Below are 14698 nucleotides of genomic sequence, written 5' to 3' on the forward strand. Positions count from 1 at the left end.
CTCCCCCGGTGAACGTCGAACCGATCGGGAACTGCTGTTCTGTGAAGCTACGGGGAACATCTACCGTCCGCCGGTTTCGCATAACCCTGAGACGCTATGGCCATGAGGGCTTACCCCGAACGGATTTCACGCCAGCGCACCATAGGCACCGTCATGGTGGATCAGCGGCCGCCGCCCGGCCGAAGCCCGCACGGCGGTGATCCGCCCCAGCACGATCGCATGCCCGTCGAAGTCCAGCCGCCGCACGACCGTGAGCATGATCCACGCCAGCGCCCCATCCAGCACCGGCAGCCCCTCCGCGCCCCGCGACCACCGGATCCCCTCAGCGAACTTCGCACCACCGGAGACCCCGAACAACCGGGCCAGATCCGCCTGATCATCGGCCAGCAGATGCACCATCACCCGATCCTCGGCAGCCAGCACCGGCCACGACGCCGACCGCTTGCGCACCGCGAACGACAGCACCGGCGGCTCGAAGGACACGGTGGCCAGCGACGTAGCGGCGAAGCCCACCGGCTGCCGGACCCCCGCGGTGATCACGGCCACGCCCTTGGCGTGCCAGCGCAGACCGGATCGGACCGCGTCGCGGTCGGCGGCGAAGCCGTCGGCGGCGGCGGGGCCGGTGAGCCAGGTGCCAGGGTTGTCTGCACCGACCGGGCTGGCCGCGCCGACTGCGCCGATCGCACTGGCCGGATCGGTCACGCTGAGCGTGCTGTCGGCCGCGCTGCCGGTGGCCCAGATGCCGCCAGCACTGCCAGCACTGCCAGCACTGCCGGCGCTGCCTGAGCTACCTGCGTCGCCAGCCGCGCCGCCGACCGCGCCGTCGGTGGCCCAGCTGCTGCCGTCGCCAGCCGCGCCGATCTGGCCGACCTTGCCGACCCCACCGACCCCGCCGCCGGCACCCGCGCCGCCGGCGACGGCCCCACCGCCCCGGACACCGCGCGGCGAGTGCGCGGCGGAGGCCGTGCTCATGGCATGCTCACCACCACCGGCGCCACGATCTCCGGCGCCTGCGCGCGGATCTCCTCCAGGAACGGCGACTCCTCGGTACCGTACGCCGCCAGGTGCGTCCGCCAGTCGGCCTGCGCTCCCGCCGGGTCGCCCAGCGCCTGCCGGCTCACGCCGCGCCGGAACAGCAGGTCCGGGTCGTCCCCGCCCTCGGCCAGCGCCGCGTCCAGGTCGGTCAGGGCCCGGTCGTGCTCGCCCAGGTCCTGCAACGCGATCGCCCGGTTCGCACGCAGTGCCGGGTCGTCGCCGAGCGCGATCGCGGCGTCCAGGTCGGCCAGGGCGTCGGCCGGGCGCCCCGCGGTGAAGGCCAGTACCGCGCGGTTCACCAGCGCCACCGTCAGCTCCGGGTCGGCGTCCAGCGCCGCGCTGTAGCTGGCGAACGCGCCCTGCGGGTCGTCGCAGGCCTCGAACAGCGCGCCGCGGGCGGCCAGCAGGTTCGCGTTGTGCGGCTCGACCGCCAGGCCGTGGTCGATGTCGGCGCGCGCGAGCTCGACCTCGCCCAGGCTCAACAGCAGGTCCGAGCGGTTCACCAGGGAGTCGACGTGGTCCGGCTCCAGCTCCAGCGCGTAGCCCAGGTCCTGCATCGCCTCCTCGTCGCGCTCCAGCTCGCGCAGCAGGTCCGCCCGGTTGTAGTGGGCCTCGTAGAACGGCGCGCTGAGTCGGATCGCCTCGGCGTAGTCGGCCAGCGCGCCGTCCGGGTCGCCCGCCGCGCGGCGTTGTGCGGCGCGCTCGAAGTAGTAGTCGCCGTACTCCGGGTCGCGGCCGATCAGGTCGTCGTAGTCCCGCAGCGATCCCGTGTAGTCGCCGTTCGCCGCCAGCACCTGCGCGCGGTTGTAGAGCAGGACCGAGCGGTGCAGCAGCTGTTCGTCCGGGCCACACTCCGCGTCGGTGATCTCCATCGCCTCGGTGACCAGGTCCAGGGCGCCCTGGGCGTTGCGGCTGTGCAGCTCGACCAGCGCCCGCGCGTTGCGCATGAACGCCCGGAACAGCGCGCGCAGCGTCGGGTCCGGCTGGTTCTCGGCCAGCGCCAGCGCGGTGTTGACCCAGGCCATCGCCGCCGGCTCGTCGTGGTCCTTCTTCGGCAGGAACCGCGTGTAGAGCATCGCCAGCTGGTAGGCGCCGTTCATGTGCACGATCGGGTCGATCGAGCCCTGACGCTCCTCGTGCAGGTACGCGATCGCGTCGGCGCCCCGGTCCAGGTACGACAGGCAGGCGCCGACCTTGTGCGTGAGCCGGAAGTACTCCTCGGGCTTGGTGTCGGCGACCAGCTCGCGTCCGCGCAGCGCCAGGTCCAGCACCGCCTCGTAGAAGCCGACCTTGAACAGCTCGTCGACCGCGACGTAGCAGGCCCGAAGCCCGGCCCCGGCCGGGTCCACGCCGCGCTCGGCGTGGAAGGGGATCGCGCCGTAGCGGTGCGTCTGGTCCCCGTGTTCGGCCAGGTGATCGGCACGCGCCGTGTGCCGGCGCGCGCGCTCGTCCGCCGGTAGCGCCTCGTACGCCGCGACGGCCGCCGCCACCCGCAGGGTGCCGTCCGAGTCGATGTACTGCTGCGCCAGGTCCGAACTCGACCCCTCCGGCGCGGGCCGAGGAGCCAGGACCGCCGCATTGCGCTCGGCATGGGCGACCAGCGCCCGCCCGAGCAGGTCGTCCCCGGCGGTGTCGGCCTCGGCGATCACCGTGATCACGGCCGGGTCGCAGCGGCGCAGCAGCGCGGCCGCCAGGTCGCGGTCGGTGGGGTCGGCGTGGTCCAGGTCCCGGAAGGCGATGACCAGTCCGTCGGGGTGCTCGGTACGGGCCCACTCCATGAGCAGCTCCGCCAGGCCGTGCGCGATGCGCAGCGCGCGGGTCGCCGGGTAGAACCGGGTCCGCTCCTTGTGCGAGGCGGTGTTCGTCAGCGTCTGCGGCGCGAGCACGCCGACGTCGGCGAGCTCCGGGGCGACCGCCGCGATCTCGGTGACCCGGGCCTTGGCGATGTGCGGATGGCGCTCCAGCAGCTGCGGGATCAGCTGCCGCATCAGGTCGCCGCCGCCGCTGAACGGGCCGCGCTGGCGTCGGTGGCACCACACGTCGAGCGCGGGGACCGGCAGCGGGGCGTCGGCGGGGTCCGGGGTGTTGGTGGCGTCGGCGGCGTCGGCGGCGTCGCGCAGCGGTGCCGTGCCGATCCACTGGTGCCGGGAGGGGGAAGCCGTCATGACTGTGCTCCTTGGGGTCGAAGGCTCCGGGCCCGGGCACGCCGGTCCCGCACGGACACATAGGCCAGCAGGCCGAATTCGAAGGCTGAGAAGGCGGCGAAGACCGCGGCGTCGACCCGGGCCGAGGTGGCCACACCGGACCTGGTGAACCGGTCGTACACGGTGGACCAGAAGCGCCACAGCGTCGGGATGCCGGCCCAGGCGAAGCTGGCCAGCGAGAACGCGTAGCCGGACAGGAAGACCCACATGTACCAGCGCGCCACCGCCCGGTCGCGCTCGGACCACTCCTCTTCTTCCTGGATCAGTCCACGACGTCGGCTCCGGCGCACGAGCAGCCGGGACAGCGCGGACAGCCCCACGCGCCGCAGCACGGCGTGCAGGCCGTTCTGCACCCGATACCGAGTGGCGTTCTGCAGATCGGTGCAACGCAGAGCGTTGGTGAAGACGTAGTAGAGGTCTGTCTGCAGGTAGAACAGGAACTGCCAGATCAGCCGCAGTACACAGGTGAACGCCACGGCCAGGCACAACTTGTGGCACCAGGCCGGCACGCCCGGCCGATCCAGGCCCAGCGAGGCCAGCGTCAGACCGGTGCATAGGACGATGTCGGACAGCATCCCGGCCAGGAACGGCAGGTACCGCTTGCGGCGCGGCACGCTGAACAGCGAGTCGAGCCGGGTCTCGAACACCAGGAAGTACAACCGCCGCCCGACGCCGAGGGTGGAGGGCAGCCCCAGCCGCCGCCCGGCCAGGGCGTGCGCCGACTCGTGGACGAAGATGCAGGTCATCGCGGCGGCCAGCATCACGATGGGGACCACGGAGACATAGCTGGTGAAGAACACGTTGCGGTACGACGGCCGCAGATCCGGATGGACGGCCATCGCGGCCAGGCCGCCGACGACCACCGCGCCGTACACCGCCCACGCCGGAGCGGAGTAGGCCCATTTCCCGAGCCGCTGCCAGCGCACCGGCTTGTCCGCCGGCTCCTCCGGCTCGTCCTCGCCGCGCAGGAATCCCAGCTCGGTGAGCACCTCGAGGAAGTCCTCGACGTCCAGCGGCGCGCCCGTGGCCTGCTCGAACCACGCGGCCATGTCGGCCACCGGCATGCCGGAGGCCAGCAGCCGCAGCGCCTCGGCGCCCTCCTCGGGGAAGAGCGCGTAGGAGGCGGTGTCCGGCCGGCCGACCATCACCCCGTCGTCTTCGGGCACCATCGTGAGCCGGTGCAGGCGGAGGATGACCGGGAGATCGGGAGCACTCGTGCTCATGATGCCTGCCTTTCTGATTCAGGTCTGACTGGTCGGACCGGGGAAAGCACAGGGCCGGGCGCCTTGGAGAAGGCGCCCGGCCCCGATGTCTGCTAGGCGGCGTAGCAGGTGCCGTAGTAGCAGGCCGTCGTCAGACGGATGGTGCCGGCCTTGCGGATCGACATCTTCTGCATGGTTTTACCCCTCTCGCAATGAGTGATGAGAGGCGCCCGACCGGTGCCGGAACGCTCTGAAGCTCAGTCTCATCAGCGGGAGGGCAGTACGAATCGGTAGTGGGTACCCATATTGGGAGCAGCCGTCAGGGACCGGGTCACCACGGGGCGAAGATCGCGGCGAGTACGAGGGCCAGCCCCGCGATCCCGATTCCGATCCCGGCGCCGACGAGGACTGCCGTGCGGCGGTGTGTGGAGTTCGCACGCTGATCAGCGAGCGTGATCGTCAGCTGATTCAGGTCTTGTAGTTCTTGAAGCGCTTGCAGTTCTTCCAGCGCTTCCATTTCTCGCAACGCCTGCGGTTCGCCGGCCGAAATGGCCGGCCTGGCGCTCGCATCCGGCGCGACAGCCACCGGTTCCGAGGTCAGCCACGGCGGCAGGTCGACGTCCCGCGAGGGGCGTCCCACCGGCTGGGCGTGCGCCCACCCGTCGGGCAGGATCAGCTCCCTGAGTTTCCAGGTCAGCTGCGCGGTGCCGGGCCTGGCCGCAGGGTGCTTCGCCATGGCGGCCCGGATGACCGTCAGGAGCGCGGGCAGTTCCGGGCAGTGCAGCTCCGGCGGTGGTTCGTTCACGATGCGGAACAACAGGGCGATGATCTCCGGACTGTCCGCCCGGAAGAACGGCGGCTCGCCGGCCACCAGGTGGTAGAGCGTCGAGCCCAGGGAGTAGACGTCTCCCGCCGGGGAGGGCTTGGCCCCGGCGACCGTCTCGGGGGCGACGTGGACCGGTGTGAAGGCGTTCCCGCTGGTCATGCCGGACAGGGAGCCGGGAGCCACCGCCACGCCGAAATCGGCCAGCGCCGGCTCGCCGAACCGCGATATCAGGATATTGCTGGGCTTCACGTCGCGGTGCACGATGCCCAGGGCGTGCGCGTCGGCCAGCGCCCCGGCGATCTTCGCCCCGATCGCGGCGACCTCGACGGCCGGCAGCGGCCCGGAGGCGGTCAGACGGTCCTGCAATGAGCCCTGCTCGTACAGATCGGTGGCCATGAAGGGCTGCCCCGCGATCGTGGTACCGGCGTCCAACGCCGTCACGACGTGTGGATGCCCGGTCAGCCGGCCGGTGAGCCGCATCTCCCGGACGAAGCGCCGCGACGCGGTCTCGTCGAACTCCCCGGACAGCACCTTGACCGCGACATTGCGCTCGAATCTCTCCTGCCAGGCCCGGTACACGACACTCGACCCACCGCGCCCGATGACGACCAGGTCGCGGTATCCCGGTATCGAAGCGCTCGGCTCATCCCCCACAGATAGCTCCCCTTGTAGGCTCCGGCGCCGGAGACCCGGCGCCGCACAGCGGGGAGCCTAGGAGCGGCTACGGGATCTACTGCGGGGTAAAGCAGAGTTTTGACTTAGTCGTGATGCAGGAAAAGGCGTGTTCAGGCGGGGAATCCGTGGCGCGCCACGCATGCGAGGCCGAACGCGGTGGTCCCGATGTCATCGGTGCGGCACGAAGCCGCCGCATCGCGCGGGCGCGGGGTTTGGGCCAGGGCGCGATCTAGCGTTCGCCACATCAGCAACGGCTCTCTCAGCTGGCACTTTGCTGTCAGTTTATGAATAACGATTCGATAACTGGGGTGCCGAGTGGTGGTGGGTCCGATGCTTTAGGTCCGGTTTGGCCGGGGTTTCGATCTTGCGAGCGGCGCCGCTCGTCTGATGTTCTTCGCACGCTTCTTCTGCTGGTGTCGTCCTCGTGCCAGTGAATTCTGGTGCTTGGGGTGCAATAAGCGTGGTTAAGAACGTGATGATCCGCACTGTCGCGGCATTGTCGCTGATGGTTGCGGCTGGGGCGTGCGCGCAAGGGAAATCGGCGCCCGCAGCGAACGGGCATCCGAGCGCCCCATCTGCACCGTTGACGGATACCCAACTGAGCGCCCGGCTGCTCGCCGCCGGGGACGTCTCCGACGCCGCGTGGCACGTGACGGCCTTTCCCGCGCCGAGCGGGCCGTCCGACACAGCGCCCAGCGCCGGTTCGAGCAGCACGGAGGCGTTCGACTGCTCTGCGATGATCGACGGTCTCACGTTCCTGAAGAGTGCCGGTTCCCCGGCGGCGGCCGCATCGGAGATGATCGGTGGTCGAGGCGGTGCCGCCACGCCGGCGGGAACTATCGATCGATCGGGGATACAGGGTACCGAGCTGCTGTATTCCTACGCGGGTGAAGGCGCTCGCCAGGCGATGGCCAAGGTGCGTGAACTGGTCGGCCGCTGTTCGGCTCCCCAGAACTCGACCGATATGACCGTGACGTTCAGCCTCGCCGCGGCAGCGGCAGCGGCACAGGCACAGGCACCGGCGCTCGGGGACGAGAGTCTGATGGTCCGGACCGCCAATGACCTTGACGGCGGCTTGGCTCGATTCGTTTCGGACACGCTGATAGTTCGCAGCGGATCCACCGTGATGGTGCTGACGACGCTGCAGACCACCGAACACAACGCGGCCATCATGTCGTCCTCGCTCGGAGCGGTCGCTCTCAAGAAGCTGCAAAGCTGATGGTCCCGGCCAGGCCGCCCCAAAGCGACCTGGCCCGAACCTACCCTGCGATCCTCAGTCCCCTGCTACGGATACGACACCACGTCGCTCGGCCCCACGAACGCCGAACTGACCGCGGCGCCCTTGCCGTTGATGACCGACTGGATGCCGCCGGACCCCGTCAGGAACACCGTGAGGATGTCGTGGAACTGGACCCCGGGCGCCGTCGGCGCCTGGAACGCCATCGAGTTCTGGATGTCCACCCCCTGGTTGAAGAACGTGTAGCTGCCCATGCCGTAGCCCTGGAACGTCTTGACGCGGTCGCCGACCAAGAACGCCGGATAGCCGTTCTGTGTCGGGCTCGCCATCCACGAGGCCTGATTCGGAACCTCGTACGGGTTCTCGTTCTGGAAGAAGACCACGGTGCCCCGCTGCCCGTTCCAGACCGTCTCGTTCTTCTGGAAGTGCTCCACCGCGAGCCCGTAGGCCGTGACGCCGTTCCCGTTGACGACCAAACCGGTGTCGGACTGGTCCGAGGTCCAGGTCCCGGCGCCCGCGCCGTGGTCGGCGCGCCAGATCCAGACGTCGTCGAGGATGGAGTCGTCGCTGTTGTCGACGAAGGCGTCGGTCGCCGTGCCGGCCGTCGCGCCTCCGACCCGGAAGAACACGTCGTCGACCGAGATCGGGTCCGCGGCGTGGTTCACGGGGATGGGGAGCGGTGCCACGTCGAGCAGGGCCGGCGACTTGACCGGTCCGGCGTCGAAGATCAGGCCGGACAGGGTGGTGCCGCCGGTGTCCGCGACGTCCATCGTCACGTTCCCGTTGGTCGGGACCAGGGTGGGGAAGCCGAGTCCGACGATCTCCGTGTTCGGCCACAGGACGTGGATCGTCCGCGGGACGTCGTAGACGCCCGGGGTGAACAGGAGGTCGTCGCCGAGCAGCAGCGCCGTGTTGATCTGCGCGACGGTGCTCGCCGCGTTCACGACGTAGAACCTGCTCAGCGGCAGCGAGGTCCCGGGGGTCTGGCCCGCGGCCCACGTCGGTCCGCTCGAGCTCTTCTGGAGCGAGGGGACGAAGACCCGGTACTGGCCGGAGTCGTCGAGATAGAGGTACGGGGCTTCCTTCGTCACCGGGCACGTGGCCAGCGTCGTGTAGGGCGCCGGGCCGCCGGGGTCTCCGGAGTTCGCGGCGAAGCTCTGGGCCGGAGCGCCGGGGTCCCCGCAGAAGACCTGGTTCCAGACGCCGTTGGTCCAGCCGTCGAGGTCGGTGTCGCGGGTGATGTACTGCTGCTGCGAACCGTTGATGACGGTACCGCCGGTGAACCGGGAGTCGGCGATGAAGCCGCCGCTGGCGTAGTCCGGCGAGCCGTCGCAGTAGTCCATCAGGCTGACGTTGCCGTTGACGACGACCCGGCGGAGCGGGGCGGCCTGCGAGGCCGCCCAGAACTCGGTGTTCGCCTGGCAGCCGTTCCCGCCGGCGACGTTGATCGTCAGGTTCGTCACCGACCGCCAGAAGTTGTCGGTGGCGTTGCAGTTGCTCTGGCTGCCCAGACACTGGTTGTACACGTCCAGCGAGCCGTTGATGACGGTCCGGTCCGGAGTCAGGCCCAGGCCCGCGACGCTGGTGTAGTAGCCGACCTGGAAGACCAGCGGATCGGCGGCGGACCCGTAGGTCCCGGGTTTGAAGAGCAAGGCGTACCGTGCGGTGCCGAACTGGTTCGGCACCTGCTGGGCCGCGATCGTGTCCAGCGTGCTCTGGATCGACGCCTGCGCCATCGTCGGATCGAACACGATCACGTTCGGCCCGAGCGCGCCGCCGGTGGCCGGCACGGATGTCGCGGAGCTCTGGTGCGCGGTGCTTCCGGAAGCGTTTCCGGGTGCGGATGCCGTAGCGGTGAGGGCCGAGGCCGTCACCAGGCCCAGCGCCGCCGCGGCGACTGCCAGAGCCCGGCCCGCGCGCCTGATGGTGCGCGGAGCGAGGAGCCGTTCAGGTCTGATCACATTCCACCTTGCCTTCGTAGCGGATGCCAATGCCTGAGAGCGCTTTCAGGGACGAGAGTGAACTCGTGTGCTGACTGTGCTGTCAAGGGATGTCCTCTGGCTGACCGCAGGTGCCGGGCGCCGCGCGTGCCGCCGGCGTGCGCGGCGCAGCGCAACGCCATCACGCGCCACGATCGCGCTGGTGGGGCGTCCTGGTCCGGCCCTTGACCCGGTCGGCGGACGTCATCAGGATCTGCGGTATCAGAGCGATATCAGACCTCTGTGATAGACAGGGAGGCCTTCGATGGCCAACGACTTCGTGCCGCGCGAACCCCGAGTCGAGTTCTACATCGAGACCGAGGAGGACGTCTCCGGCCGCGCCGGGACCCTGATCCGCCACGAGCCGCTCGCCGACGGCGACGGCGCTCTCGTCGAGGGCGCGGGGGCGATGTACCGGGTCCTGTACGAATCCACCAGCGGGACGAAGGCCCGCCTGGGAGAGCCGATCGCGGTGTCGGGTCTGGTCGCGTTCCCGGAGGGGCCGGCGCCGGACGACGGATGGCCCGTGGTCACCTGGGCGCACGGCACGGTCGGGAGCGCCGACATCTGCGCGCCGTCCATGGATTGCCACGTGCCGGCCAGTCTGGAGGACGAGGGGCTGGGCCTGCTCCGTAAGATCAACAAGGCTCCGCACAAGCTGCTGGGCGCCCTCCTGCGGGCGGGCTGGGCCGTGGCCATGACCGACTACGAAGGGCTCGGCACCCGCGGCAACCACCCCTTCCTGCTCGGCGAATCCGAGGGGCGGGGTGTGCTCGACATCGTTCCGGCCGCGCGAGACCTCGCGGACCGGACCGATCAACCGGCGCTGTCAGAGCGGTACGCCATCGTCGGGCACTCCCAGGGCGGACAGGCCGCGCTGTTCGCGGCCCACCTGGCGAGCCGGACGGAGAACCCCTACCCCACCCAGGGCGACCTCGTCGGCGTCGCCGCGCTGGCACCGGCCTCCAACCTCAAGGGCGGCACCCTGATGGACCCCGAGGGCCTGCTGCCCGCCTACGGGCTCCCCGATCCGGTCGGCGACCTGGGGGGGTTCTACGTGCTCTTCAGCAACGGGGTCTTCGGCGGCAACCCGGACATCCCCGCGGACGAGATCTTCCAGCCGGCGGCACAGACCAAGTACCGCGCGGACTTCGACACCAAGTCCCGCGCGGAACTGAGCCTGGACGAGTTCTGGATGGATCGGCCGCCGTTCGATCCGAAGGACCCGGACGGCAGCCTGTTCCGGTCCCAGGTGGCCTTGCCCGGAAGCGAGCGGGCCAAGGCCTGGGCCGCGTATTGGGAGCAGGTGGAGGGCTTCACCCCGGACAAGCAGATCGGGGTGCCGATCCGCATCTCCCAAGCCCGCGGGGACCAGCGGGTCAAGGCAACCAAGACGGAGAGGCTCATCTCCCAGCTCCGCAGGATCAACGGTCCGGAATCGGTCGCAGAGGTCTTCTACGGGGTCCTCGTCGGCGAGCCGGACCCCGCATCGCTCGGCGACCACTTCGCCCTGCTCGTCGACGACGGCGAGATCGCGGCGATCATCGACTGGCTCGGAGGGCTGTCGTGAGCACCACCGGAACCGAGGCGTCGGCAGTCGCCGACAGCATCTACTTCAACGGGCAGATCATCACCATGGCCGAGCCCGACGACGACTCCTCGCCGCGTCCGGAGGCCGTGGCGGTGCGCGGGGAGACCATCGTCTTCGTCGGCGAGCTGGAGGACGCCGAGCGCGATTGGCGCGGGCCGGCGACCGTCATGCGTGATCTGGAAGGCAGGACCCTGCTTCCCGGGTTCATCGACCCGCACAGCCACCTGGGCGGAATCGGGCTGCAGGCGACCGTGGCCGATCTGCTGGCCGCGCCGGACGGGGACGTGGGCCGGCTCGACGACGTCGTCGAGAGGCTGTCCCGATGGCGGGACGCGAACCCGCCCTACGGCCCGGCGCAGCCGCTCGGCCGCTCCCGCTGGATCATCGGTTTCGGGTACGACGACGCGATCATCGGCGGCCATCCCACCCGCCAGGATCTGGACCGGGTCAGCACCACGCGGCCGGTGCTGGCCATTCACCAGTCCTTCCACCTCGGCGCGGTCAACACGGTGGGCCTTCAGGAACTCGGAATGAGCGCCGACACCCCGGACCCGAAGGGCGGCGTCATCCGGCGTGAGGATGAGCACCCGGAGCACGGGACCCCGAGCGGAGTCCTGGAGGAGGCGGCGTTCACCCTGGCCAACACCGAGGCGTTCCGGACCGCCGCTGCCGACGGCCGGCCGGCCAATTTCAATCCCCTGATCGCCGCCGGGTTCTTCAAAGCCGGCCGGGCGGTGGCCAACCGGTTCGGGTTCACCACCGTGCAGGAAGGGGGCACCACGCCGGAGATCCTGGCCGCGATGCGCTCGGCGGGCGCCTTCCCGCTCCCGCCCTGGCAGGTGGACGTGGTGGTGTACATCAGCGCCGCCGCCGTCGGGGACGCCGACCTCGGTGTCAGCCGGGATTACGTCCGCGGGCTGCGCTGCGCCGGGGTGAAGATGTTCCTCGACGGCTCGCCCCAGGGCCGTACCGCCTGGCTGACCGAGCCGTACAAAGAGCCGCCGGACGACCTGCCCTGTGGCTATCCCGCGATCGAGGACTTCGATGTCGTCGTCGGTCAGGTCCGCCGCGCCTTCGCCAACGACTGGCAGGTCATCGCGCACGTTAACGGCGACGCGGCCATCGACCAGTACATCGCCGCGATCGAAGCGGTCTGCGCGGAGCTCGGGGAACCGGACGCCGCCGCCCGGCGCCCGGTGGCCATCCACGCCCAAACCGCGCGCGAGGACCAGCTGGAGGAGTTCGCCCGCCTGGGCATCATCCCTTCGTTCTTCTCCATGCACACTTTCTATTGGGGCGACTGGTATCAGGACGTTGTTCTGGGTTCGCCGCGTGCGGAGAACATCTCGCCGGCTGCCAGCGCGCTGGCCAAGGGCCTGCGCTACACCTCCCACCACGACGCCCCGGTGGCTCTGCCGGACTCCATCAGGGTCCTGTCGAGTCAGGTGACCCGCCGTACCCGCGGCCGTGGCGAGATCCTCGGCGAGGACCAGCGGGTGTCGGTGCGCGACGCGCTGAGGTCGTTGACCGTCAACGCCGCCTACCAGTATTTCGAGGAGCACCGCAAAGGCACCATCGAGGTCGGCAAGCAGGCCGACCTCGTGGTCCTGAACCACTGCCCGCTCGACTTCGAGGATCCGTACGCGAGCACTGAATGGGCGCGTCTGAAGGTCGTCGAGACCATTCGGCGCGGGGTGCGTATGCCGTTCGAGGCAGCCGACGCGCTTACTGTGGACGCGCTCGCCGCCGAGGCGTCGGAGGAGCCCGTCCTCGTCCCGTTCCGCCCGGCCTGTTGATCGATGTCTTAGCCTTGGCCTGTGAACGGGGGTAAGAAGAACACCGCATCGGGGCGCAAGCCCGCTGGTTTCGGCGCGAGAATGCGAAAGTTCTGGATCGGTGACTTGTGGGACGGCTCCGCCGACGCCGGTCGGCCGCGCCCGGTCCCGATGAAGAAGCAGCCGGAGACCATCACCCTGCGGCGCGTCGACCCTGCACGCTGGGCCGTCCTGTGCGGAGCCATCCGCATCCGGCTGGAGCCGCATCTGGTCGAAGTGGGCGAGCGGCTTGCCGGCTCGGAGCTGAGTCTGCGCGACGACGAGGAGCAGGCGGTCCGCGAATACCGCCTGGCCCTCGACGCGTACGCGGCCGCCGGCAAGCTGTTCGACGAGGCCGCGGAGCCGGTGGAGCTCGCCGGTGTGTCGGCACTGCTCGATATCGCTCTGACCCACTTCGCCGTCGCGAACGCGCGGCACGAGGGCAAGCAGTCTCCGCACCGGCGCGGCCGCTGTTTCTACAACCCAATGCACGGCGCGGCATCCCATGCCGGGCCGGACGCGTCCCACAAACCGAAGAAGCGGCAACGCCGGAACTCACCCTCGGGGCGACCCTCGGGACCGGGATCGATGGTTCCGATGTGCGCCGAGTGCCGGCAGCGCGCCCAGGCGAACCTCCCGCTGGACATCTTGCCGGCGGCGGTCAGCGTCAAGACGGGGCGTAGGTCGCGAGCTCTCGTCGAGGTGCCCTACTTCGTGGTACCCCACGACCGGTCGATCTGGTCGGCCACCGGTTACGGAAGCCTGCCCGGCAGCTCTGATGCGGAGTTGGTGCGGCGGGTGACGTATGGCGAGTATCGGAGTACTGAGAAGGATTCGGTCGTCTCGATCTCGACGAAGAAGCGGGGAAGGCTGCCCGGCCGCCGAGGCTAGGCCTTTGGGTCCGTAGCGCCTTGTCCCGCCGCCGCGACGAATTCCTCCAGCGTGACCTGCCCGGCGTAGATGCCGTAGAACATGCTGATCAGATCCGGGCGGGACTCGATCGCGCGGAGCGCCGGCAGCAGGGCTGCGGAGTTGCCGCCCATCGCGAAGGTGAGAGTGGTCTCGAAGGCCGCGCCGCCGGCCCGGTCCCGGTCGGCGGTGTGGGCCGCCGTCGCCGCGTCCACCGCCCGCGGGCCCGCGGCCAGCGCCGCGGGCAGGCGGTCGGCCAGCGACTGGGTCTGCGCGAACGCGTCGCCGATGCCCTGCGCGGTAACGGGGTCTTTCGCCGTCGCGGCATCCCCGACCAGCACCCACCCCGGCCCGGACGATTCGCGGACGTAGTTGCCCAGGTCGCCGGAGCCGGTGATGCGCCCGGAGCGGGCGGCGTCGGTGAGGTGCTCGGCGATCGCCGGGGCGCCGGCGGCGACCGCGGCGAGGAAGTGCCGGTCGATGTCCTGCCGCACCTCGGCGAACCGCGCGTGCGGCCAGCCGACCAGGACGAGGTGGTCCCCGTCGTGCGTGGGGTACGCCAGCACCGCCTGGCCGCCGCCGACGAAGATCTGGGTGCCGACATCCGGCAGACCGCGCCAGTAGCCATAGAACTGGCAGCCGAAGGTACCGGCGTCACGAACAGTCTTCGCCCCGACCTGGCGGGCCACAGCCGAATGCCGGCCATCCGCCCCGACAACCAGCGCAGCCCGCTCGGCGAAGGCACGTCGCCCTCCGAACTCGGCCCCGACAGCCCGCCCGTCCTCCCAGACCACGCCCTGAAACGAAGCCCCCACCCGCACCTCAGCCCCCGCCGCCCCAGCCGCCTCGACCAGCATCGCGTCGAGCACCGTCCGCCGCGGCGCCAGCGACATCGCGACCCCGTCACACGCATACGGCGCCCCATGCAGAACCAGGTCATCAGCCGCCCGAAAGCTGATGCTCTCGATAGGCGGACACCCGCCGGCCAGCAACGGCTCCAGCAGCCCCCACGAACGCAGCCGCGCCACCCCCGTGGGATGCAACAGGTGCGTCGAGACCGTGTCGCTGGGAAACGCGGCCCGGTCCGTGAGCAGGACCCTGACACCCTGCCGCGCCAGCAGCAGCGCGGTGGCGGCGCCGGCGCAGCGGGCGCCGACGACGATGACGTCGTACATGCTCAGGTTCCGGGTGATTCGGTGCGGAACGTCATACCGGAACCCTAGCCC

Annotated in this window: 10 protein-coding genes; 4 read left to right on the forward strand and 6 right to left on the reverse strand. The window is 70.2% G+C overall.

Translation table 11 applies throughout. The annotated features are described in order from the left end of the window. Nucleotides 1-126: 126 nt before the first annotated feature. The 4 genes from ABH926_RS27290 to ABH926_RS27305 form a co-directional block, all read right to left on the reverse strand. Nucleotides 127-972, reverse strand: coding sequence for a flavin reductase family protein (locus ABH926_RS27290; protein ID WP_370368645.1), 846 nt, complete (start codon nt 970-972; stop codon nt 127-129). Continuing rightward, nucleotides 969-3200 carry a tetratricopeptide repeat protein gene (locus ABH926_RS27295; protein ID WP_370368646.1) on the reverse strand — a complete coding sequence of 744 codons (2232 nt, stop codon included), beginning with the start codon at nt 3198-3200 and terminating at the stop codon, nt 969-971. Before ABH926_RS27295 ends, ABH926_RS27290 begins: the two co-directional genes overlap by 4 nt. Further along, a complete protein-coding gene (locus ABH926_RS27300) occupies nt 3197-4462 on the reverse strand; it encodes a hypothetical protein (protein WP_370368647.1) in 1266 nt (421 codons plus the stop codon). The genes ABH926_RS27295 and ABH926_RS27300 overlap by 4 nt, the downstream gene beginning before the upstream one ends. A 310-nt stretch (nt 4463-4772) precedes the next feature. Then, nucleotides 4773-5921: a serine/threonine-protein kinase gene (locus ABH926_RS27305; RefSeq protein WP_370368648.1), complete on the reverse strand. Its 1149-nt coding sequence runs from the start codon at nt 5919-5921 to the stop codon at nt 4773-4775. A 481-nt stretch (nt 5922-6402) separates the two neighbouring features. On the opposite strand from ABH926_RS27305, the gene ABH926_RS27310 reads away from it, so the two are divergent. Next, nucleotides 6403-7161, forward strand: coding sequence for a hypothetical protein (locus ABH926_RS27310; RefSeq protein ID WP_370368649.1), 759 nt, complete (start codon nt 6403-6405; stop codon nt 7159-7161). 65 nt (nt 7162-7226) lie between these two features. Here ABH926_RS27310 and ABH926_RS27315 read toward each other — a convergent pair whose 3' ends face one another. Continuing rightward, nucleotides 7227-9140 carry a hypothetical protein gene (locus ABH926_RS27315; protein ID WP_370368650.1) on the reverse strand — a complete coding sequence of 638 codons (1914 nt, stop codon included), beginning with the start codon at nt 9138-9140 and terminating at the stop codon, nt 7227-7229. A gap of 283 nt (nt 9141-9423) precedes the next feature. Here ABH926_RS27315 and ABH926_RS27320 point away from each other — a divergent pair, with 283 nt between their 5' ends. From ABH926_RS27320 to ABH926_RS27330, 3 genes are all read left to right on the forward strand, one after another. Beyond that, the gene (locus ABH926_RS27320) at nt 9424-10728 is read left to right on the forward strand and encodes an alpha/beta fold hydrolase (RefSeq protein ID WP_370368651.1); all 1305 of its coding nucleotides are present in this window, start codon (nt 9424-9426) and stop codon (nt 10726-10728) included. After that, nucleotides 10725-12545, forward strand: coding sequence for an amidohydrolase (locus ABH926_RS27325; RefSeq protein ID WP_370368652.1), 1821 nt, complete (start codon nt 10725-10727; stop codon nt 12543-12545). The genes ABH926_RS27320 and ABH926_RS27325 overlap by 4 nt, the downstream gene beginning before the upstream one ends. Nucleotides 12546-12626: 81 nt before the next feature. Then, nucleotides 12627-13454 (forward strand): hypothetical protein, encoded by an 828-nt coding sequence (locus ABH926_RS27330; protein ID WP_370368654.1) that lies wholly within the window; start codon nt 12627-12629, stop codon nt 13452-13454. Here ABH926_RS27330 and ABH926_RS27335 read toward each other — a convergent pair. Continuing rightward, complete coding sequence (locus tag ABH926_RS27335; RefSeq protein WP_370368655.1) at nt 13451-14647, reverse strand: NAD(P)/FAD-dependent oxidoreductase; 1197 nt, start codon at nt 14645-14647, stop codon at nt 13451-13453. The two genes, ABH926_RS27330 and ABH926_RS27335, sit on opposite strands and share 4 nt — an antisense overlap. Nucleotides 14648-14698: the final 51 nt, after the last annotated feature.

Origin of the sequence: Catenulispora sp. GP43 (assembly GCF_041260665.1) — a bacterium.
In the GTDB taxonomy this organism is placed as follows: domain Bacteria; phylum Actinomycetota; class Actinomycetes; order Streptomycetales; family Catenulisporaceae; genus Catenulispora.